The organism is Pseudomonas sp. P4_D7 (assembly GCF_056401755.1).
On sequence record NZ_JBFUIR010000011.1, the window covers coordinates 66,193 to 87,541 of the forward strand.

General features: G+C 60.2%; 16 protein-coding genes. 4 read left to right on the plus strand and 12 right to left on the minus strand.

The window, feature by feature from the left end:
- Positions 1–32: 32 nt before the first annotated feature.
- Complete coding sequence (gene plsB, locus AC1DVF_RS10065; protein ID WP_460089989.1) at positions 33–2,534, minus strand: glycerol-3-phosphate 1-O-acyltransferase PlsB; 2,502 nt, start codon at positions 2,532–2,534, stop codon at positions 33–35.
- A gap of 237 nt (positions 2,535–2,771) precedes the next feature.
- On the opposite strand from plsB, the gene AC1DVF_RS10070 reads away from it, so the two are divergent.
- Together AC1DVF_RS10070 and AC1DVF_RS10075 are read left to right on the plus strand one after the other, a co-directional pair.
- On the plus strand, positions 2,772–2,981 hold the full coding sequence (locus AC1DVF_RS10070) for a cold-shock protein (protein WP_007908870.1): 210 nt from the start codon (positions 2,772–2,774) through the stop codon (positions 2,979–2,981).
- Positions 2,982–3,210: 229 nt separating this feature from the next.
- Positions 3,211–4,821, plus strand: coding sequence for a hypothetical protein (locus tag AC1DVF_RS10075; RefSeq protein WP_477782402.1), 1,611 nt, complete (start codon positions 3,211–3,213; stop codon positions 4,819–4,821).
- 72 nt (positions 4,822–4,893) lie between these two features.
- Here AC1DVF_RS10075 and AC1DVF_RS10080 read toward each other — a convergent pair whose 3' ends face one another.
- From AC1DVF_RS10080 to AC1DVF_RS10095, 4 genes are all read right to left on the minus strand, one after another.
- Entirely contained in the window at positions 4,894–5,271 is a 378-nt protein-coding gene (locus tag AC1DVF_RS10080; protein WP_093436628.1) for a hypothetical protein, read from the minus strand.
- Between the two features lie 75 nt (positions 5,272–5,346).
- Positions 5,347–6,156 carry a putative RNA methyltransferase gene (locus AC1DVF_RS10085; protein ID WP_477782403.1) on the minus strand — a complete coding sequence of 270 codons (810 nt, stop codon included), beginning with the start codon at positions 6,154–6,156 and terminating at the stop codon, positions 5,347–5,349.
- Positions 6,156–7,307, minus strand: a complete 1,152-nt coding sequence (gene dapE, locus AC1DVF_RS10090) for a succinyl-diaminopimelate desuccinylase (RefSeq protein WP_093436622.1) — start codon at positions 7,305–7,307, stop codon at positions 6,156–6,158. The genes AC1DVF_RS10085 and dapE overlap by 1 nt, the downstream gene beginning before the upstream one ends.
- Before the next feature lie 152 nt (positions 7,308–7,459).
- Positions 7,460–10,051 (minus strand): glycosyltransferase, encoded by a 2,592-nt coding sequence (locus tag AC1DVF_RS10095; protein ID WP_093436619.1) that lies wholly within the window; start codon positions 10,049–10,051, stop codon positions 7,460–7,462.
- Between the two features lie 214 nt (positions 10,052–10,265).
- Here AC1DVF_RS10095 and tcdA point away from each other — a divergent pair, with 214 nt between their 5' ends.
- Entirely contained in the window at positions 10,266–11,084 is an 819-nt protein-coding gene (tcdA, locus tag AC1DVF_RS10100; RefSeq protein WP_093436616.1) for a tRNA cyclic N6-threonylcarbamoyladenosine(37) synthase TcdA, read from the plus strand.
- A 103-nt stretch (positions 11,085–11,187) separates the two neighbouring features.
- Here tcdA and AC1DVF_RS10105 read toward each other — a convergent pair whose 3' ends face one another.
- From AC1DVF_RS10105 to AC1DVF_RS10120, 4 genes are all read right to left on the minus strand, one after another.
- Complete coding sequence (locus AC1DVF_RS10105; protein ID WP_257357104.1) at positions 11,188–11,592, minus strand: SufE family protein; 405 nt, start codon at positions 11,590–11,592, stop codon at positions 11,188–11,190.
- On the minus strand, positions 11,589–12,794 hold the full coding sequence (locus tag AC1DVF_RS10110; RefSeq protein ID WP_477782404.1) for an aminotransferase class V-fold PLP-dependent enzyme: 1,206 nt from the start codon (positions 12,792–12,794) through the stop codon (positions 11,589–11,591). The genes AC1DVF_RS10105 and AC1DVF_RS10110 overlap by 4 nt, the downstream gene beginning before the upstream one ends.
- A gap of 131 nt (positions 12,795–12,925) precedes the next feature.
- Positions 12,926–13,960, minus strand: coding sequence for a 2,3,4,5-tetrahydropyridine-2,6-dicarboxylate N-succinyltransferase (gene dapD, locus AC1DVF_RS10115; protein WP_093436607.1), 1,035 nt, complete (start codon positions 13,958–13,960; stop codon positions 12,926–12,928).
- A 32-nt stretch (positions 13,961–13,992) separates the two neighbouring features.
- Positions 13,993–14,355: an ArsC family reductase gene (locus AC1DVF_RS10120; RefSeq protein WP_003222107.1), complete on the minus strand. Its 363-nt coding sequence runs from the start codon at positions 14,353–14,355 to the stop codon at positions 13,993–13,995.
- A gap of 293 nt (positions 14,356–14,648) precedes the next feature.
- Here AC1DVF_RS10120 and AC1DVF_RS10125 point away from each other — a divergent pair, with 293 nt between their 5' ends.
- Positions 14,649–16,280 carry a Na+/H+ antiporter gene (locus tag AC1DVF_RS10125; protein WP_116254572.1) on the plus strand — a complete coding sequence of 544 codons (1,632 nt, stop codon included), beginning with the start codon at positions 14,649–14,651 and terminating at the stop codon, positions 16,278–16,280.
- A gap of 45 nt (positions 16,281–16,325) precedes the next feature.
- Here the strand turns inward: AC1DVF_RS10125 and dapC are convergent, their stop codons facing one another.
- The 3 genes from dapC to map are packed head-to-tail and all read right to left on the minus strand — an operon-like array spanning position 16,326 to position 21,095.
- Entirely contained in the window at positions 16,326–17,525 is a 1,200-nt protein-coding gene (dapC, locus tag AC1DVF_RS10130) for a succinyldiaminopimelate transaminase (protein WP_477782405.1), read from the minus strand.
- A gap of 43 nt (positions 17,526–17,568) precedes the next feature.
- Complete coding sequence (locus tag AC1DVF_RS10135) at positions 17,569–20,271, minus strand: [protein-PII] uridylyltransferase (RefSeq protein WP_477782406.1); 2,703 nt, start codon at positions 20,269–20,271, stop codon at positions 17,569–17,571.
- Between the two features lie 41 nt (positions 20,272–20,312).
- A complete protein-coding gene (map, locus tag AC1DVF_RS10140; RefSeq protein ID WP_007908857.1) occupies positions 20,313–21,095 on the minus strand; it encodes a type I methionyl aminopeptidase in 783 nt (260 codons plus the stop codon).
- Positions 21,096–21,349 lie beyond the last annotated feature (254 nt).

The window sequence follows — 21,349 nt, forward strand, 5'->3', positions numbered from 1 at the left end:
TCGCGAGCAGGCTCGCTCCCACAGGGTTTGCATCAGGTCTCGGGTTGAGTGATGACCTGATCGGCAGCATCTTCACTGCGATGCAGCGCAACCTGGCGGATCGACAGTCGAATTTCCGCCGGCAACACGCGTTTGGCTGCACCTTCGGCAAGCTCGCCAAGCAGTTCGTGATAACTCAGTTTGCCGGCCTCGTCGCGGCGCAGCACGTCGAGGTCGAGCATTGTCTGGATGAAGTGACGGAACAGGCTCTTGTCGAAGAACTCCGGGGCATTCAAGCCATGGAGGATCGACAGGCGCTGGGCCATGACCGTGCAGAGGTCTTCCAGTTCTTCGGCGCTGATGCTGTTCTGGCCGCTGTTGAGCAGCAAGGACACGGTCATGTAGAAGCGCTGCAAGGTCTGGGCGATGCTCTTCGACAGCAGCGTCAGCAGCACGAAATGCCGCGAACTTGGTGCCGGACGCAGATAGACGTCTTTCTCGAAACGCAACAGGCCTTGTTCGACGAACGCTTCCAGCCACTGATCGACCACACCGTCCAGTTCGTCCAGCGTCCAGCGAATGAACAGCTCAGATTGCAGGTACGGATACAGCGCGCGGGTGTAGCGCAGGATCTGTTCGCGGCTCATGCGCGAAGCGCTCTGGAAGAAGCTCGCCAGCAGTGCAGGCAACGCGAAGATGTGCAGCACGTTGTTGCGGTAGTAGGTCATCAGGACGGCATTCTGCTCGTCCAGATAGAGAATCTTGCCCAGCGCATCGTTCTGCTCGGCGAGCAGGTCCATGTCTTTCACATGCTCGATCAGCGCACGGCCGTCGCCTTCCGGCAGCGTGGTATGCGGCGAGTACGGGACTTTGCGCAGCAGCGCCAGATACAGATCCAGCACTCGCGCCATGGCGCGATCATCCAGCGCCAGACGCGTAGTCGACAGCAGTGCCAGCGCCACGAGGTTGACCGGGTTGATCGCAGCGGCTTCGTTCAAATGCTGCGCAACTTTTTCGCCGAGGCGATTGGTGGTCTCGTTGAGCCATGCCGGTTTGTACTGCGGGCCGAGTTCCTGCTGGCGCCAGTCCGGTTGCTCGGCGTCGAGGAACTCCGCCAGTTTGATCGGCTCACCGAAGTTCACCGCAACCTGACCGAAACGCTGCTTGAGCGCGCCGATGACTTTAAAAATGTCGAAGATCGATTCTTTCTTCTTGCTCGCGCCACGCAATTCGCCGAGGTAGGTGCGACCCTCCAGCACGCGCTCATAGCCGATGTACACCGGCACAAACACGATCGGCATCCGCGACGAACGCAGGAAGCTGCGCATCGTAATGGCGAGCATGCCGGTTTTCGGTTGCAGCATGCGGCCGGTGCGCGAGCGGCCACCCTCGACGAAGTATTCGACCGGGAAGCCTTTGGTGAACAGCGTGTGTAGATATTCGTTGAACACCGAGGTGTACAGCGGATTGCCCTTGAACGTGCGGCGCATGAAGAACGCACCGCCACGGCGCAGCAGGCTGCCGATCACCGGCATGTTCAGGTTGATCCCGGCGGCGATGTGCGGCGGGGTCAGGCCGTTGCGGAACAGCAGATATGAGAGCAGCAGGTAGTCGATGTGGCTGCGATGGCACGGCACGTAGATCACTTCGTGACCTTGCGCGACCTTCTGCACGCCTTCGATGTGGTTGACCTTGATGCCGTCGTAGATCTTGTTCCAGAACCAGCTCAGCACCACTTCGAGGAAGCGGATCGCGGTGTAGGTGTAGTCCGAGGCGATCTCGTTGCCATAGCGCAGGGCCTGAGCCTTGGCTTTTTCCGCGGAGATGTTTTCGCGCTCGGCTTCGTCGAGGATCGCTTGCTTGACCAGCGGCTGGTTGAGCAGGCCTTTGACGAGATTGCGGCGGTGGGAAATGTCCGGGCCGATCACCGCCGCTTTCAGATTGCGGAAGTGCACGCGCAGGATGCGCTGGGCCATGCGCACGGTGCGCTCGTGGCCCTTGTTGTGCTCGATCAATTCGCGCAGATGAATCGGCGCGGAGAACTGCACGCGAGTTTTACGCCCGAGCACGATGATGCTCAACAGGCGCCGCAGGCGCCCGGTAACCGCCCAGCTGTCGGCGAACAACAATTTCCAAGGACTGTTTTCGCTGTCCGGCGACTGGCCCCAGAACACGCTGACCGGAATGATCTGCGCGTCTTCGGCGGCGTTCTGCGTCAGGGCACTGACCAGTCGGGTCAGGGTCGGCGGTGCGCCGCGCTTGTCCTGGCGACCGAGCCAGTCCGGATCCGGCGTCAGGTAGAAAAACGCCGCCGGTTCGATCAGCGAACCCACCGACACCGGCAGCACCGGACGTGGCAGGCCGGCCTTGGTGCACTCGGTATCGACCACGGCCAGATCGGTCAGCGAAGGGTTTTGCAGGACGTAGAACACCGGACGACTGCGGTCGAGGTTGAGGGTGAGCGACGACTGGTTGATCGTTTCCGAGCGAACCCAGAGGTACAACAGTCGGCGCAAGGTGCCAAACACTAGACGGCGGAACGGGGAACGGGTCATACGGCTTCTGCGTGAGTGGATAAACCGAGCGGTTGCTCGGGAGGGCGACAGTTTGCCGTATTGGGCGAAAATCGGCAAAAAAGCGGCGAACTAATCTCCTGTTGAGACTTTCCGCACCTGTCATATACTCGGCGGTCTGTCGCCGGGGGCCTTTTATGGACGTCGGACGCAGGCTGACGTTCCGCAAAGGCTTTCCTGCGAAAAGCCTGTCCAATAATAAAAAAGGAGTATGAACAGATGGCAACACGTGAAACCGGCAACGTGAAGTGGTTCAACGACGCCAAGGGCTACGGCTTTATCCAGCGCGAAGACGGGGTGGACGTGTTCGTGCACTACCGCGCGATTCGCGGCGAAGGGCATCGGTCGCTGACTGAAGGCCAGCAGGTTGAATACGCAGTGATTACTGGCGAGAAGGGTTTGCAGGCTGAGGATGTTGTAGGCCTGTAACCTTGAAGATCAAAAGATCGCAGTCTACGGGTGTGCACATGACCCTGAAGGCGCTGCCGCAGGCTGCGATCTTTTTTGGGGCGAGAAAGTCCTGAACTCAATGCTGTATAAACAATCACCCTGTCAGTTATGACAGTAGACGTCTTTTTTTCTCACGCTTACCTTCGCGGAACAAAATCCCTGTGAATCAGAGTTTCCAGGGCGTTGTCTGTTCGAGAGGAAAGCGGCCATGTGGAAGAGTGTTTCGATTTTTCTGATAATGGGAGTTGTTGGATGCTCGGTGCAACCCACTCCCTCAGAGGTTGCGCAACCCGGCTTCCGGGCAATGACGGTTCAGTCATCACCATCACAGAACGAAACTCAGAATACGTTTGACGCGCAATCTTCGATATTCAAAGTGGTTGAAGCGCCAGTCGGTGAGTTGAACGTCGACACGCTCGGYASCGAAGCCAACGTCCAGGTCAGTTATCCGAGCCTGGCAGCGAAGGAYACYGTCGGYGTRCGCCTGACCGGTGTGGCGTTGCGTGATGCGCCGATCCAGACCGTGTCCACCGCAGGCACGCTGACCTTCAAGTTGCCCAAAGCCTGGATCAGCGAAAACAAGGGTCGTACGTTCAACCTCACTTATACCTACAAGGTAGGTGGCGCGGGCAGTCTGATTACCTCGTCGCCACTGAGCATTCGCGTGGTCAGTGCTCAGGGCCAGAACGTATTCAARGTGGTCGAAGCACCGACGGGTGAGTTGAACGTCGACACGCTCGGYACCGAAGCCAACGTYCAGGTCAGTTATCCGAGCCTGGCAGCGAARGAYACYGTCGGYGTRCGCCTGACCGGTGTGGCGTTGCGTGATGCACCGATCCAGACCGTATCCACCGCAGGCACGCTGACCTTCAAGTTGCCCAAAGCCTGGATCACCGAAAACAAGGGTCGTACGTTTAACCTCACTTACACCTACAAGGTGGGTGGCGCGGGCAATCTGATTACCTCGTCAGCGCTGCCCGTGCGGGTAATCGGTACGGAGCCGGGAGGAGATGGGCAACGCGTTGCCAATGATCTCAATGCACAGTACGCCGATACGCGACAAAATTGCGGCAGTGCTTCGCTACCAGCGGCGTTGTGCTCGGGTGTCATATTGCGGGCGACGATCAACGGTACGGCTTATCGCGCCTGGAACCCCAGTCCGCTTTCGCAGCAGAATGGAGGAGTTTCATTTTTTTACTTGCGTAAAGATGCGCACTTCAAAGGATTTCCCTCCAACTATCCAAACACCAGTGGTTTCGTCTTTTTTCCACTTCAGCAGCGCCCGGCGGGGAGTGTGGAAGTTCAGGTTCTATGCATTTTTCCCATAGACGGAGGCAGTGATATAAGGGGCGATCAGGGCTGTGGTGTATCCAGTAATTATCCGACGGTCAGTCGCTCATGCGAGCAGCAGGGAATTACCACTGCTGCAGGATGGCTCACCCATTACAACCAAGGACCCACAGGCTGGAAATACCAGCGGCAGTGTGGGTTCAATGTCCGACCCGGCCAGGGAACGCTTGCAGCCAATGCGTTTTATCAGGGAATACTGGCCATGAAGTTAATGGGGGCCGAGTCGTTCAACTCGTGGAATGAAATCCGTCTGGCGACATGGCCACAGAACATCCATACGACCATTCCAATCAAGGCATTCTTTTATACGAGTAATGGTTTGGCGGCTGCCCGGTTCAACCAGGAGGATTTTTACAAGTATTCCAGCAAGGCAATACCGATTATCAAGCTGACGATGCCCCGAACAACTGCCGATTCCGCACGGTTTGAATTCATAAAAGCCGATCAAGCGGTGGGCAACTGGAACTGAGGGAGCTATTCAGGGTGTAACTTGTAATTTCAAGGTCGAAAGATCGCTGTCCGAGACAGCGATCTTTTGCTTTCAGGCGGTTTTCCAGGTGATTTCTTCTTCACCGTCTGCGCTGATACGCATCCAGCGGTCCGCCGTCTCTTCACCTTCCTCTTCAACCCACGTCCCCGGCGCGCAACGCACTTCGACGTTTAGCGCAGCAAAGGCGGCGCGGGCGCAGGCGATGTCGTCGTCCCATGGGGTCTGGTCGCTTTCGAGGTACAGGCTGTTCCACTTGCCCACGGCTTTCGGCAGCCAGGTCACCGGCACGTTGCCGGCCGTGCATTTGTAAGTCTGGCCTTTCTGTACCCAGTCACTGCACGGGCCCAACGCTTCGCCCAGCCAGGCCGAAATGGCCTTGTGGTCGACGTCGGCGTCTTTCAGGTAAATCTCGATGTCCGGTTGGCGCATGGATGTCCTCACTGCGGGTCTGAAAAATCCATTCGCGGATTTAGCCGGCCCCGGGCACTCGCCCGAGACCAAAAGTTATTGAAGAACGAAATAATCGTAGCGCATCGACACGGTGGTCACGAACGGCTCGGCCTGTTCGATCACCGCCGCACGGCGCTCGGCACTGGCGCGCCAGCCGTGAGGTGTCATCGCCAACAGGTTGGCGCGATCCTCAGGCTTGTCCAGCGTCAGCTTGAATTCCAGGGTTTCGCTGTGCGCCAGCGTCATGCCTTCCGGCACCAGGGCCAGATGCTTGTCGTCGGTGTATTCGCGCACTTCGTCATAAAGACGTTCGCGCAACTCCATCAGGTGGCCGCTGGTCGGGCCGACTTTCATCAGACCGCCGCCGACACTGAGCAGCCGCTTGGCTTCTTCCCAGTCCAGGGGACTGAAAACGCTGGCGAGAAACTGGCAACTGCCCGACGCCAACGGCACGCGGGCCATGCTGGCGATCAACCAGGTGATCGCCGGATTACGTTTGCAGGCACGTTTGACCGCTTCGCGGGAAATGTCCAGTGCGTAGCCGTCAGCGTTCGGCAAGGCCTCGGCGATCTGCGCGGTGTAGTAACCCTCGCCACAACCGATATCGACCCAGCGATCCGGCGCATAACTCGCCGCCAGCTCGGCCAGACGCTTGGCCACCGGCGCGTAATGCCCTGCGTTCAAGAAGTCCCGGCGTGCTTCGACCATGGCCTGGTTGTCGCCAGGATCACGGCTGTTCTTGTGCTGTACCGGCAACAGGTTCAGATAACCCTGTCGCGCACGGTCGAAGCGATGGCCGGCGGGGCAGACCACGCCGTTGTCCACTGTGTTCAGCGGTTCACTGCAGATGGGGCAAGCGAGCATCAGGCGAGCAACTTGATCAGGGTCTGGTAGTAGATCTCGGTCAGCACATCGAGATCGGCGGCCAGAACGCGTTCGTTGACCTGGTGAATGGTCGCGTTGACCGGGCCCAGTTCAACCACTTGCGTGCCCATGGTCGCGATGAAACGGCCGTCGGACGTTCCGCCGCTGGTCGACGCTTTAGTCTCACGACCGGTGATGTCCTTGATGCTCGCCGACACCGCGTCGAGCAGCGCGCCTGGTTCGGTGAGGAACGGCAGGCCGGACAGTGCCCAGTCGATGTGCCAGTCCAGATCGTGCTTGTCGAGAATATCGGCCACGCGTTTCTGCAGGCCTTCGACGGTCGATTCGGTGGAGAAGCGGAAGTTGAACACCGCCACCAGATCACCCGGAATCACGTTGGTCGCGCCAGTGCCGGAATTGACGTTGGAGATCTGGAAACTGGTCGGCGGGAAGAAATCGTTGCCGTGATCCCAGTGCTCGGCAGCCAGTTCGGCCAGCGCCGGAGCGGCGAGGTGGATCGGGTTCTTCGCCAGATGCGGATAGGCCACGTGACCCTGAATGCCTTTGACGGTGAGCTTGGCACCGAGCGAGCCGCGACGGCCGTTCTTCACCACGTCGCCAACCAAAGTGGTGCTCGATGGTTCCCCAACGATGCACCAGTCCAGACGCTCGTTACGCGCAGCAAGACGCTCGACCACAGCCTTGGTGCCGTGGTGCGCCGGGCCTTCTTCGTCGCTGGTGATCAGGAACGCGACCTTGCCCTTGTGGTTCGGGTAGTCAGCGACAAAGCGCTCGGCGGCGACGGTCATCGACGCCAGGCTGCCTTTCATGTCCGCCGCGCCACGGCCGCAGAGCATGCCGTGTTCGTCGATCAGCGCGTTGAACGGGTCGATCTGCCAAGCCGTGACCGGGCCGGTCGGCACCACGTCGGTGTGGCCGGCGAAGCACAGCACCGGGCCGTCGTTGTTGCCGTGGGTGGCCCAGAAGTTATCCACATCTTCGATGCGCATCGGCTCGAGATTGAAACCGGCATCGCCCAGGCGCTGCATCATCTGCTTCTGGCAATCGGCGTCGACCGGCGTCACGGACGGACGGCGGATCAGGTCGATGGCGAGTTGGAGGGTCGGCGAAAGGTCGGCGTGGGCCGTCATGGAAAACTCCGAAGATCATGAATGTGGGCGCGGACTAACCTACAGGAATTGGGTTCGGCCAATGAGCCGAACGCCGCCAAGCCCCGCAAAATGGCGGTTATCTTAAAGCAAAACGGCGACCATTGGCCGCCGTTTAGTGCTTCGATGAGGATTTAGACGACCGGCGCCGGTTCCGCTGCAGCCGCCGGTTTCGGCAGCGACGACAGGAACGCCATGATCAGCGCCGCCAGATACGGCAGCGACTGCACCAGCAACATCACCACCCAGAAACGCATGTCGTTGCTCGGCATGCCGTTGACCAGGAAGATCCCCAGCGCCGCGCCCCACAACAGCAGCATGATGAACAGCTCTTCGCGCGCTTCGGAAATCGCCACCCAGAAACCATGGTTGTCGGCGTTTTTCGGCGTGCGGAAGAACGGAATGCTGCTGGTGAAGAAACCGTACAGCACCGCTTTGGCGATGGTATGCGACAACGCCAGCCCGGCCAGTGCCGCGCAGAAGGCATCTTTCAGGTTCACGCCGACGGCGCGACGGTAGAGGAAGATGATCTTGCCGACCTTGAACACGAACAGCGCCAGTGGCGGGATCGCGAAGATCAGCAGCGGCGGATCGACTCGTTGCGGCACGATGATCATCGCCGCCGACCACAACAGCGCGCCGACGGTGAAGAAGATGTTCATGCCGTCCGCAACCCACGGCAACCAGCCCGCGAGGAAGTGGTAACGCTGGCCACGGGTCAGCTCGGTGTCTTTGCCGCGCAGCAGGCTGCCGGTGTGGCGCTTGATGATCTGAATCGCACCGTAGGCCCAGCGGAAACGCTGCTTCTTGAAGTCGATAAACGTATCCGGCATCAGGCCCTTGCCGTAGCTGTCGTGGTAATACGCCGCCGACAGGCCTTTCTCGAACACGCGCAGACCGAGTTCGGCGTCTTCACAGATGCACCAGTCAGCCCAACCCAATTCTTCCAGCACCGAGCGGCGGGTCATGGTCATGGTGCCATGCTGGATGATCGCGTCACGGTCGTTACGAGTGACCATGCCGATATGGAAGAAGCCTTTGTATTCGGCGTAGCAGAGCTTCTTGAAGGTGCTTTCGTTCTGATCGCGATAATCCTGCGGCGACTGCACCACGGCGATTTTCGGGTCAGCGAAGTGCGGCACCATGTGCTTGAGCCAGTTCGGGTGCACGCAGTAATCGGAGTCGATTACCGCGATCACTTCAGCGTCTTTGGCGGTGTGCGGAATCAGGTAGTTCAGCGCGCCACCCTTGAAACCGGCCAGCGGCGAGACGTGGAAGAACTTGAAGCGTGGGCCGAGGGTTTCGCAGTAATCGCGCACCGGCTCCCACACCGCCGGGTCCTTGGTGTTGTTATCGATGATCAGGACTTCGTAGTCCGGATAATCGAGCGCGGCGAGGGCGTCGAGGGTCTGTTTGACCATGTCAGGCGGCTCGTTGTAGCACGGCACATGGATCGAGACTTTCGGGCGATAGCTGGAGTCGCCCTCGACCGGCAGGAACTCACGCCGCCGCTTGTGAATCCACACCGCTTCGGCCAGTTCATGCGCTTCGGTGAGCAAAACGATAAACACCCCGAGTGCACCCAGCGCCAAGAGGAAGCCGACGGTCAAACTGAACCACGTGCTGTATTGCAGGCTGTAGTCGTAACCGATCCACACCAGCACCGAACCACAGAGGAAGGCGATAAAGGTCAGGAAGATCCGCCCACGCTGACGCAATGCTGAGCCGTCGATCATCAGCAGGGTCAGCGACAACAGCGCCAGCACCACCGAACCGATCGCCAGCACGCGCCACTGCGGGATCGCGACCACCGGGCCTTCGAAGTTGAATTTCTGCTGACGCGCAGCGTTGAACACGCCCCAGTACGCGCCGACCGAGCCTTCGTCGCTGGCCTTCCATGGCTGGTCAAACGCCTCGATCACGAAGTAGTTGAAGCCTTGGCGGTTGAGCTTGTTGACCAGTGTGCGCAAGTAGATCGCCTGATCCGCCGGCGACGCATCGGCACCGCCACGCATGCGACCGTTGCTCGGCCAGCCGACCTCGGAGAGCAGCAGCGGTTTTTTCGGGAAGAGCTTTTTCAGATCGCGAGCGCGATCAAAAACGAACTGGCCGGCCTTGTCGACCGGAATGAACTCCCAGTACGGCAAAACGTGCGCAGCGATCAGGTCAACGTGTTTGGCCAGTTCCGGGTGTTCTTCCCAGACGTGCCATTGCTCGGAGGTGGTCACCGGCACTTTCACCGCTGCGCGCACGCGATCGAGCAGCACGCTCAGCTCTTGGGCGGTGATTTCCTTGCGGAAGATCGCTTCGTTACCGACCACCACGCGAACCACGCTGCGCGAGGTGTTGGCCAGTTCGATGGCACGGGTGATTTCCCGTTCGTTGCGCTCCTGATCCGGGCTGATCCAGATCCCCAGCGTCACGCGCAGGCCGAATTCTTCAGCCAGTTTCGGGATGTCTTGCAGCGAACCGTCGACCGAGTAGATGCGGATGTTATCCGTCAGCTTGCTCATGATCTCCAGGTCGCGGCGCATTTCGTCGTCAGTCGGGTACTGATCTTTTTGCGGATATTGTCCCTGCTGGAACGGCGAATAGGAGAAACCGGAGATCTGCTCCGGCCAGTTCGGCGCGGAAACCGGGCGATTGATCAGCGCCCAGAAACCGGTGAACAGGGCGGCGATTGCCAGAACCACCACCAGGTTGAGTCCAAATTTACGCGATGACATAGCTATTTCGGGTTCCAAAGGCTGTGGAACGGAGGATCGGTCGGCTATACGCCCGAGGGGCGCGCATCCTACACCGGCAGTTCGCAAGTCGTACATCAGACAGGGAAATGCCCGACATTGGGCAGCCGACTTTGACTTAAGTTCTTACACTTGTAGTTCGAAGCTTAAAACTTGTCGCTGTGTAGCCCTATAATGCGCGCCGGTTTTTGGGGTAATGGTCATGAGTACAGAAGATCCGCGGTTTGCAGGCATCGCCCGTTTGTATGGCATCGAAGGCATGGAACGCTTGCGCGCGGCCCATGTGGCGATCGTCGGCGTCGGTGGCGTCGGTTCCTGGGCGGCGGAAGCCATGGCCCGTTGTGGCGTCGGCGAAATTTCGCTGTTCGACCTTGATGACGTTTGCGTCAGCAACGCCAACCGCCAGTTGCACGCGCTGGACAGCACCGTCGGCAAGCCCAAGGTCGAAGTGATGGCCGAGCGTCTGCGCGGGATCAACCCGGATTGCACGGTGCACGCCGTGGCGGATTTCGTCACCCGCGACACCATGGCCGAATACATCACGCCGAACATCGACTGCGTGATCGACTGCATCGACGCGGTCAACGCCAAGGCTGCGCTGATTGCCTGGTGCAAGCGCCGCAAGATCCAGATCATCACTACCGGCGGTGCGGGCGGGCAGATCGATCCGACGCTGATTCAGGTGTGCGATCTCAACCGCACGTTCAACGACCCGTTGGCCTCGAAAGTGCGTTCGACGTTGCGTCGTGATTATGGTTTTTCGCGCACCGTGACCCGCCATTACAGCGTGCCGTGTGTGTTCTCCACGGAACAACTGCGTTATCCGAAGCCGGATGGCAGCATTTGTTTGCAGAAGAGTTTTGTCGGTGACGGTGTGAAGCTCGACTGCGCCGGCGGATTTGGTGCGGTGATGATGGTGACGGCAACGTTCGGCATGGTTGCGGCGACCAAGGCTGTGGACAAGATTGTCGCAGGTGTGCGGCGCCCGGCGGATCGCATTAAGCCTGAGGTTTGATGCTGGGGCTGATGGACCTATCGCGAGCAGGCTCACTCCTACAGGGGGAATGCGTTCCAATTGTAGGAGTGAGCCTGCTCGCGATGGCTGCGAAGCAGCCGCTTTAAAGTGCCAACTCATTCATCCGCTGGAGCACAGCATTCAGGCCATTGCTGCGCGATGGCGATAGCTGGCGCGACAGGCCGAGCTGATTAAACCAATCAGGCAAGTCGATTTGCTTTAAATCAGTCGCCGACAACCCGTTAACCCGCAACAGCAACAACGCCACCAACCCACGAATCATCCGCGCATCGCTGCTGGCGCTGAATTGCCAGTGACCGTCGTGCAGTTCACCAACCAGCCAGACCTGACTCTCACAGCCATGCACTCGGTTAGCCTCGCACTTGTCGGCGTCACTCAGTGGCGGCAAACGGTCACCAAACTGCATCAACAACCGCGCCCGTTGTTCCCAGCCCGCAGCATTCTGAAAAGTCTGCAGCGCCTCGGCGGCCTCGACCGGCAAACTCATCGCAACAACTCCAGCGCCTGATCCAGCGCTTCAAAGAAGCGTTCCAGATCCTCGGAATCGTTGTACAGCGCCAGCGACACCCGAATCGCCCCAGCCAGTTCGAAGCTTTTCAGCAGCGGCATCGCGCAGTGATGCCCGGCGCGCACCGCGATCCCTTGCTCGGTCAAAAGATGCGCGAGATCGGCGTTATGCACACCTTCAACGACAAAACTCGCCAGCGCCAATTGCGGATTTCCGAGCAAACGAATGCCGTTACGGGCGGCAAGGCCACGCAGCAGATAGTCATGCAGCGCAGTCTCGTGGGCGGACACCGCGTCCTGATCCAGACCGGCCAGATAATCCAGCGTCGCGCCAAGGCCGATCACACTGGCAATCGGCGGTGTGCCCGCCTCGAAGCCCAGCGGCGCCGGGCGGAAACGCGCGTCGTGATAGTTGGCTTCCAGCACCATCTCACCGCCGAACTGCCAGGGCTTCAGTTGTTCAAGCGCAGCGTTGCGTCCGAACAGCACGCCGAGGCCATCGGGGCCGTACAGCTTGTGGCTGGAAAACACGTAGAAGTCGCAACCCAGCGCCTGCACGTCATGCCGACCATGCACCACGCCTTGCGCGCCATCGACCACGGTCAGCGCGTTGTGCGCCTTGGCCATGCCCAGCAACGCCGGCAATGGCTGCCACGAACCGAGCACGTTGGACAACTGACTGACCGCCAGCAAGCGCGTGCGCGGGCCGATCAGGTGCACAGCGGCAGCAAGGTCGATCAGACCGTCGGCATCCAGCGGCAGGATCACCAGTTTGAGACTTCGCCGTTGGGCCAGTTGCTGCCACGGCAGCAGGTTGGCGTGATGCTCCAGGGCGCTGATGACAATTTCATCGCCCGGGTGGAAAAGATGTTCCAGGCCATACGCCAGGAGGTTCAGCGCACTGGTGGCGCCGTGAGTAAAGATGATTTGCCCACTGTCATCGGCATTCAGCCACTGGGCAACCTTCAGCCGACTGTCCTCGAACGCCTGCGTGGCATGAGCGCCGGGCAGGTGTTGCGCACGATGCACATTGGCCGCGCCGTTGGCGTAGTAATGCGTCAGTGCGTCGAGCAGGGCTTGGGGTTTTTGCGTGGTGGCGGCGTTGTCCAGATAGGTCTGGTCTTGCCGTTGCAGCGCGGCGATGGCCGGGAAATCGGCACGCCACGGGGAGGGAATCATCATTTGTTCAGCCCTGTGAACTTGGGCGGGATGTACACAAGACACTGTGGGAGCGAGCTTGCTCGCGAAGGCGTCCTTGAGGACGCCAAAAGCTTCGCGAGCAGGCTCGCTCCCACAGGTTATCAATGTGCTGCTTAGTTGTGAGCGTGCAGCGCTTCGTTCAGTTCGATCGCCGATTTGTGGGTTTTGCACTCCACAGCACCGGTTTCCGAATTGCGACGGAACAGCAGGTCAGTCTGACCGGCCAGCTCACGCGCTTTTACAACTTTAACCAGATTGTTGTGCTCGTCCAGCAGGGCAACCTTGGTACCGGCCGTCACGTACAGGCCCGACTCAACGGTGTTGCGGTCGCCCAACGGGATACCGATACCGGCGTTGGCGCCGATCAGGCAGCCTTCGCCGACCTTGATCACGATGTTGCCGCCGCCCGACAGGGTGCCCATGGTCGAGCAACCGCCGCCCAGGTCCGAGCCCTTGCCGACGAATACGCCAGCGGAAACGCGGCCTTCGATCATGCCCGGGCCTTCGGTGCCGGCGTTGAAGTTGATGAAGCCTTCGTGCATCACGGTGGTGCCTTCGCCCACGTAAGCACCCAGACGCAGACGCGCGGCGTCAGCGATGCGCACGCCAGCCGGTACCACGTAGTCGGTCATTTTCGGGAACTTGTCCACCGAGAACACTTCCAGCAGCTCACCACGCAGACGGGCTTCCAGTTGCATTTCCGCCAGTTCGCTCAGGTCGATGGCGCCTTGGCTGGTCCACGCTACGTTCGGCAGCAGCGGGAAGATCCCGGCCAGGCTCACGCCGTGCGGCTTGACCAGACGGTGCGACAGCAGATGCAGCTTGAGGTAAGCCTCAGGTGTCGAGGTCAGTTGCGCGTCTTCGGCCAGCAGGGTGGCGACCAGCGGCTTGTGGCTCTCGGCCAGACGCGTCAGCAGCTTGCCTTGTACGGCGTCGATGCCTTTCACGGCTTCAGCCAGTTGCGCAGCCTGCGCGGTGGTGAAGGTGATGGCCTGATTGCCTGCGGTGTAACCGAGGATCGGTGCAACGGCAGCGACCAGTTCGGCCGACGGATTGAGCAGTGGCTGGGCGTAGAACACTTCCAGCCAGGCGCCTTGACGGTTCTGAGTGCCGACACCAAAGGCGATGCTGAACAGGGAGTTGGACATGTGAATACCTCTAGCAATAAGTGACGGGCTGCTTATTTGAGCGCGGCCGCGTAGATGTCTGGCTTGAAGCCAATCAGGGTTCGGTCACCGAGATCGAGCACCGGGCGCTTGATCATCGAGGGTTGAGCGAGCATCAGTTCGATGGCTTTCGACTGGTCGAGATCGGCTTTGCGTTCGTCGTCGAGTTTGCGAAAGGTCGTGCCTGCGCGGTTCAACACCGTTTGCCAGCCGTGTTCGTCACACCATTGGGTCAGGTGTTCACGGTCGATGCCGGCGGTTTTGTAATCGTGAAAGTCGTAGCTGACAGCGTGTTCATCGAGCCAGGTGCGCGCCTTCTTCATGGTGTCGCAGGCTTTGATGCCGAAAAGGTGCAACGTTTTACTTGAAACGGTCAAGGAATCGCCCCCTTTACAGGTGCTGGAGAAAAATGGTGTCGGATTATGCCATGACCAAACCGGTTCGCGGCGCCTCAGGTCGATTTGGTAATGCAAAACCCTGTGGGAGCGAGCTTGCTCGCGAAGAGGCCCTGTCAGTCAATATCTCTGTTCGATGAACGACCGCATTCGCGAGCAGGCTCGCACCCACAATGGGCGGTGTTCCAGGCTGCGACATAGGTGCAACGGTCAGACGCATCCTAAGCGGCTAATATGGCAGTTCAACGCTGTCGATTGTCTGAGATTTCCGCTATATGCAAACTGCTTACACCGTCCTGATCCTGCTGATGCTGGTCAGCGTCTCGCGGCTGGTCGGACGGGTCATCCCGTTGCCGCTGCCATTGGTGCAGATCGCCGCCGGCGCCTTGCTCGCCTGGCCGACCCTGGGTCTGCACGTGGCCCTCGATCCCGAATTATTCCTGTTTCTGTTCCTGCCGCCCTTGTTGTTTTCCGATGGCTGGCGCATGCCCAAGCGTGAGTTCTGGCAACTGCGCGGACCGATTCTGACGCTGGCCGTCGGGCTGGTACTGTTTACCGTGGTCGGCGCCGGCTACTTCATTCATTGGTTATTGCCGTCAATTCCGCTGCCGGTGGCCTTCGCCCTGGCGGCAGTGTTGTCGCCGACGGACGCCGTGGCGGTGTCGGCCATTTCGCAAAATCGCTTGCCGACCCCGTTGATGCATATATTGCAGGGCGAGGCGCTGATGAACGATGCCTCCGGTCTGGTGACGTTCAAGTTCGCCCTGGTGGCGGCCATCACAGGCGTGTTCTCGCTGACCAATGCCAGCCTGACTTTCGTCCTGGTGGCGCTCGGCGGGTTGGCGGTCGGTGTGGCCTTGAGCTGGCTGGTCGGGCGCTTGCGGGCGTGGATGATTGCCCGTGGCTGGGATGATCCGGCGACGCACGTGGTGTTCATGTTGTTGCTGCCGTTCGCGGCTTATGTGTTGGCCGAGCGTCTTGGCGTCTCGGGCATTCTCTCGGCCGTGGCGGCGGGGATGATGCAGAGCTGGCTTGATCTGTTGCCTCGGCAGACCAGCACCCGCTTGCTCAATCGCAGCGTCTGGTCGCTGCTGGAGTTCGCTTTCAACGGTTTGATTTTCCTCCTGCTCGGCCTGCAATTGCCGGACATCATCAAAGCCGTGGTCAGTCACGAGCCGACGTTGTGGCCGACGTTGTTCTATCGCTGCCTCGATGTTGTGGCGATTTTTCTTGCGCTGGTGTTGTTGCGGTTTGTCTGGGTGCAGAGCATCTGGCGTCTATCGGTGCTGTTGCGACGCTTGCGCGGCAAGGGCGAGCTGACGCAAGTCCCGACCGCGCGCTCCTGCTGGCTGCTGACTGTCGGCGGTGTGCGCGGTGCAGTAACGCTGGCCGGCGTGATGTCGGTGCCGATGTTGATGGGGACGGACGCGTTTCCCGAGCGTGATCTGCTGATTTTCATCGCCGCCGGAGTGATTCTGCTGTCGCTGGTTTCGGCGTGTATCGCGCTGCCTCTGCTGTTGCGCGGCATCGAAAAAAGCCCGGACGACAAGCGGCGCCAGGAAGTGCGCGATGCCTGGCGCAAAACCGCGGAAGCGGCAATTCATGCGCTAGAGACAGAGGAAACCACTCCGCAGGACGCTGCTCAGGCCGCTTTGTCCGCCGAGTTGAAGGCGCGGATCATGTCCGAATATCGCCATCAACTGGATGTCTTCAACGATTCCGCCGAAGCGCAGGCCCTCGCGTTTCAGATGGATTTACTCGAGCGGCGCATGCGCCTGAAAGCGCTCAGGGCACAGCGTCTGGAGCTCTATAGCCTCAGTCGTCATCACCAGATAGGTGATGACGTCCTCAGAGAAGTGTTGGCCGATCTGGATTTGAGTGAGGCTAATCTGGGGAAGGTCAAATAACCCAGCAAGAGTCCGCACCAGATGGCTGGTGCGGACTCTTGATGATTACTGCTGGCGAGTGATGAAGGCGCGAATCCGTTCGGCGGCTTCGACGCATTCGGCCAGGGGGGCAACCAGCGCCATGCGCACACGGCCTGCGCCCGGGTTGACGCCGTCGACGTCGCGGGACAGGTAAGAACCCGGCACCACGGTCACGTGCTCTTGCTCAAACAGGTCGCGGCAGAATGCGGCGTCATCACCTTGCACGTTCGGCCACAGGTAGAAGCTGCCATCCGGACGCAGCACGTCCATCACCGGGCTGAGGATCTCCAGCACCGCATCGAATTTCTCGCGATACAGCGCACGGTTGGCGCGCACATGCACTTCGTCATTCCACGCCGCCACGCTGGCCAGTTGCGTTTGTACCGGCATCGCGCAGCCGTGGTAGGTGCGATACAGCAGGAAGCCCTTGAGGATGTCGGCATCGCCGGCAACAAAGCCAGAGCGCAGGCCCGGCAGGTTGGAACGCTTGGACAGGCTGTGAAACACCACGCAACGCTTGAAATCCTTGCGACCCAGTTCGACACAAGCCGTCAGCAGGCCTGGCGGAGGGGTTTGTTCGTCGAAGTACAACTCGCTGTAGCACTCGTCGGCGGCGATCACGAAGTCGTATTCGTCGGCCAGGGCGATCAGTTTTTTCAGGGTGTCGACCGGGATCAGCGCGCCGGTCGGGTTGCCCGGCGAGCAGAGGAACAGGATCTGGCAACGTTTCCAGATGTCCGGCGAAACGGCATCGAAATCCGGGTTGAAGCCGTTCTCGTCCAGGCACGGCAGGTAGTGCGGCTTGGCCCCGGCGAGGAACGCGGCGCCTTCGTAGATCTGGTAGAACGGGTTCGGGCTGACCACCAACGCATCGTCGCCACGGTTGACCACGGTCTGGGTGAACGCGAACAGCGCTTCACGGGTGCCATTGACCGGCAACACGTTGCGCGCCGGATCGATCCAGCCGCTTGGTACGCCGAAACGACGCTCGCACCAGCCGGCGATGGCTTCGCGCAGTGCGGGGATACCGAGGGTGGTCGGGTAGACGGCCATCTGATCCAGACTGTTGGCCAGCGCTTCGGCGACAAAGCTTGGCGAGCGATGTTTCGGCTCGCCGATCGACAGGGCGATCGGGCGTTTGTCCGGGTTCGGGGTCACGGTGCCGAGCAGGGCGCGGAGCTTTTCGAACGGGTACGGCTGGAGCTGGTTCAGAGCGTTGTTCATTGGGGCTGGGTCTCGTGCAAAGCCATTTGAATCCGGGGCGCCATCAAATACTGAGGCGCGACAGTTTGATATCGGGTTCCTGATTGACGCTCAGTTGCTCAACGATCGCATCCTGCAAACGGCTGCACAGCAACGGGTCGGACAACGGCTGGTTGTGGGCGTCGGTGATGAAAAAGACGTCCTCCACGCGCTCGCCGAGGGTCGCAATCTTGGCGTTCTGCAGCGACAGGTCGAACTCGAGGAAAATCCCGCCGATCCGTGCCAGCAGGCCCGGGCGATCAGGGGCGGTCAATTCCAGCACGGTCACCGGACGCTGCGCATCGTTGTGGATGGTGACCTGCGGCGCAAAGGCGAAATGCTTGAGCTGGCGCGGTACGCGGCGCTGGATGATCGTCGGGTAATCGTCCGGGTTGCGCAGGGCTTCGGTCAGGCCTTCGCGGATCTGCTTGACCCGTGCCGGGTTGTCGCCGATGGATTCGCCTTCGTTGTCGAGCACGATGTAGGTGTCGAGGGTGAACTGGCTGCTCGAGGTGATGACCCGGGCGTCGTGAATGTTCAGGTTGAGCTGATCCATCGCCGCCACGGTCACGGCGAAAAAATCATGCTGGTCCGGTGCATAAATGAAGATCTGCGTGCCACCCTCGAACTCGCGCTGGGTGGTTTCCTTGATCAGTACGAGCGGCCCGCCATCGACCGGTTGCTGCAGGATCGCATCGCTGTGCCAGGCCACGTCGCCGGCGGTGTGGCGCAGGAAATAGTCATCGCCCAATTGCGCCCACAGTTGCTCGACATCGTCCGGGTCGGTGCCACCACGCACCAGAATATCCAGCGCGGCGCTTTGGGTCTGGCGGATCTGCTCTTCGCGGTCCACCGGGTTTTCCAGGCCACGGCGCAAGGCGCGCTTGGTCTCGGTGTAGAGCTGGCGCAACAGGCTGGCGCGCCACGAGTTCCACAGTGTCGGGTTGGTCGCGTTGATGTCGGCCACGGTCAGCACGTAGAGATAGTCGAGGCGGGTTTCATCGCCAACGGCCAGGGCAAAGTCGTGAATCACTTGCGGGTCGGACAAGTCCTTGCGCTGCGCGGTGGTCGACATCACCAGATGGTTCTGCACCAGCCAGACAATCAGACGGCTATCCCACACCGGCAACTGATGACGCTGGCAGAACGCCTCGGCATCGACTGCGCCGATCTCCGAGTGATCGCCATGCCGGCCTTTACCGATGTCGTGGTACAGGCCCGCCATGTAGATCAGTTCGGGCTTAGGCAGTTTGGCCATGAGTTTGGCGGCCAGCGGAAATTTCTCCGAGACCTGGGTGTACTGCAATTTGCGCAGGTGCTTGATCAGGTTCAGCGTGTGCGCATCGACCGTATAGATGTGGAACAGGTCGTGCTGCATCTGCCCGACGATAAAACCGAATTCGGGCAGATAACGCCCGAGAATGCCGTAACGGTTCATCCGGCGCAGGTTGCGGTGGATGCCGATCTTGCACTTGAACAGCTCGATGAACAGGCTGGTGTTACGGATATCGTTGCGGAAGTTGTCGTCGATCAGGTGACGGTGCTCGCGCAGCAGACGAATGGTGTCGGCGCGCACGCCTTTGATTTCTGGCTGCTGAGCCATCAGCACGAAGATTTCGAGCATGGCGAACGGCGTGCGGCGGAACACGTTGTCGTTGCGTGCCTCGATATAGCCGTCATGCAGTTGGAAGCGCGAGTTGATCGGCTGTGGCGGCGCTTCGTCTTCCGGGGCGAGGATGACTTCCTCGAAGTGCTGGATGATCAGGTCGCTGAGCTGGGCGATGCTCATGACCACGCGGAAATATTGCTGCATGAAGTTTTCGACGGCCTGTTTGGCGTCGTCGCCTTCAAAGCCGAGCAATCCGGCGATGGTGCGCTGATGATCGAACAGCAAGCGGTCTTCTGAGCGGCCCGCCAGCATGTGCAGGGCGTAGCGCACTTTCCAGAGGAATTCCTGAGAGGAGGCGAGCAGGGCGTTTTCGCTTTCGACCAGGAAGCCTTCGCCGGCGAGGGCGCGCAGGTTCAGGGTGCCGTATTGACGCCGGGCCACCCACAGAATCGTCTGGATATCCCGCAGGCCACCGGGCGAGCCTTTGACGTTGGGTTCCAGGTTGTATTCGGTGTCGTTGTATTTGTGRTGACGGGCTTTTTGCTCGGCGCGCTTGGCCAGGAAGAACTCTTTGGCCGGCCACATGTGTGCGGTGCTGGTGACATCGAGCATGCGCTGACGCAGACGCTCGGGACCGCAGATGGTGCGGCTTTCCATCAGGTTGGTGACGACGGTCAGGTCAGCACGGGCCTCTTCGGCGCATTCGTCGACTGAGCGCACACTCTGACCGACTTCCAGGCCGATGTCCCACAGCAGCGTCAGAAAACGCTCGATGGAGTCGCGGAAAACTTCGTGGTCGGCGCTGTCCAGCAGGATCAGCAGATCGATATCGGAATAAGGGTGCAGCTCACCGCGACCGTAGCCGCCGACCGCGACCAGCGCGATGTCGGCGTCTTCGCTCCAGTTGAACTGCTCCCAGGCCTTTTGCAGGATGTTGTCGACGAACCAGGCGCGGTCTTCGATCAGGCGGCGGATGTCGCGGCCATTGCGAAAACGCGTGTCGAGCACCTCGCGAGCCTGGCGGATCGCCTTCTTGAACGCCGCGATAGGACTCGCTTTCAGGGCCAGTTCAGCCTGGAACTGGCCGCGGTCGAAGAGTTCGGGATCCACCTGCGGCATCGATTGGCTTTCCTTCTATAAGGCTGGGAGCGTTGTGTGGATCAGGCCGAGACGCGCGGGATGGTGTCATCGGCGCGCAGGGTGAAGATCTCGTAGCCGGTGTCGGTGACCAGCAGGGTGTGTTCCCACTGTGCCGAGAGCTTGCGATCCTTGGTGATCGCGGTCCAGCCGTCGCCCAGTACTTTGGTGTCGGCCTTGCCTTGGTTGATCATCGGCTCGATGGTGAAGGTCATGCCGGCCTTCAGTTCCATGCCGGTGCCCGCGCGGCCGTAGTGGAGGATCTGCGGCTCTTCGTGGAAGACCTTGCCGATGCCGTGACCGCAGAACTCGCGAACCACGGAGAAGCCGTTCTTCTCGGCGTGCTTCTGGATCACTTCGCCGATGTCGCCGAGGCGGCAGCCGGGTTTGACGATCTCGATCGCCTTGTACATGCATTCCTGGGTGATCTGCGACAGACGCTCGGCCCAGACCGGCACTTCGCCGACGTGGAACATGCGGCTGGTGTCGCCGTGGTAACCGTCCTTGATCACGGTGACGTCGATATTCAGGGTGTCACCGTTTTTCAGCGGCTTGTCGTTCGGGATGCCATGGCAGACCACATGGTTGATCGAGGTGCAGATCGACTTCGGGTAGCCCTTGTAGTTGAGCGGGGCAGGGATGGCTTGCTGCACGTTGACGATGTAGTCGTGGCAGATCTGGTTCAGCTCATCGGTGGTGACGCCCGGCTTGACATGTTCGGCAATCATTTCCAGCACATCGGCGGCCAGTTTGCCGGCGACGCGCATGCCAGCGATGTCCTCGGGAGTTTTGAGGTTGACGGTCATACAGGCTCTCTCTGCGCTCGGCGGCGCTTGCTGATACGAATAGGGTGGCGAGTGTTCGATTGGCGACCCTGAAAAACGCGATTCTAACAGACGCACGGCGCAATTCAGCGCCCGCGTGCATCGCTTCTCTCTATACAATGGTGCGTTCGGGGCCGATTCCAAGGGGGCTGCGCCCATGTCCTTGGTGCGAATACAGATTCCGGGTTCCGTTTCTGCGCACCCTGTGGTATAAAATGCGCCGCTTTCCGGGGATA

Bases quoted from the DNA above. Each gene is read 5' to 3' on its own strand.
- plsB (WP_460089989.1), bottom strand. From the start codon at position 2,534: ATGACCCGTTCCCCGTTCCGCCGTCTAGTGTTTGGCACCTTGCGCCGA.
- AC1DVF_RS10070 (WP_007908870.1), top strand. From the start codon at position 2,772: ATGGCAACACGTGAAACCGGCAACGTGAAGTGGTTCAACGACGCCAAG.
- AC1DVF_RS10080 (WP_093436628.1), bottom strand. From the start codon at position 5,271: ATGCGCCAACCGGACATCGAGATTTACCTGAAAGACGCCGACGTCGAC.
- AC1DVF_RS10085 (WP_477782403.1), bottom strand. From the start codon at position 6,156: ATGCTCGCTTGCCCCATCTGCAGTGAACCGCTGAACACAGTGGACAAC.
- dapE (WP_093436622.1), bottom strand. From the start codon at position 7,307: ATGACGGCCCACGCCGACCTTTCGCCGACCCTCCAACTCGCCATCGAC.
- AC1DVF_RS10095 (WP_093436619.1), bottom strand. From the start codon at position 10,051: ATGTCATCGCGTAAATTTGGACTCAACCTGGTGGTGGTTCTGGCAATC.
- tcdA (WP_093436616.1), top strand. From the start codon at position 10,266: ATGGTCATGAGTACAGAAGATCCGCGGTTTGCAGGCATCGCCCGTTTG.
- AC1DVF_RS10105 (WP_257357104.1), bottom strand. From the start codon at position 11,592: ATGAGTTTGCCGGTCGAGGCCGCCGAGGCGCTGCAGACTTTTCAGAAT.
- AC1DVF_RS10110 (WP_477782404.1), bottom strand. From the start codon at position 12,794: ATGATGATTCCCTCCCCGTGGCGTGCCGATTTCCCGGCCATCGCCGCG.
- dapD (WP_093436607.1), bottom strand. From the start codon at position 13,960: ATGTCCAACTCCCTGTTCAGCATCGCCTTTGGTGTCGGCACTCAGAAC.
- AC1DVF_RS10125 (WP_116254572.1), top strand. From the start codon at position 14,649: ATGCAAACTGCTTACACCGTCCTGATCCTGCTGATGCTGGTCAGCGTC.
- dapC (WP_477782405.1), bottom strand. From the start codon at position 17,525: ATGAACAACGCTCTGAACCAGCTCCAGCCGTACCCGTTCGAAAAGCTC.
- map (WP_007908857.1), bottom strand. From the start codon at position 21,095: ATGACCGTCAACCTCAAAACTCCCGAGGACATCGCTGGCATGCGCGTC.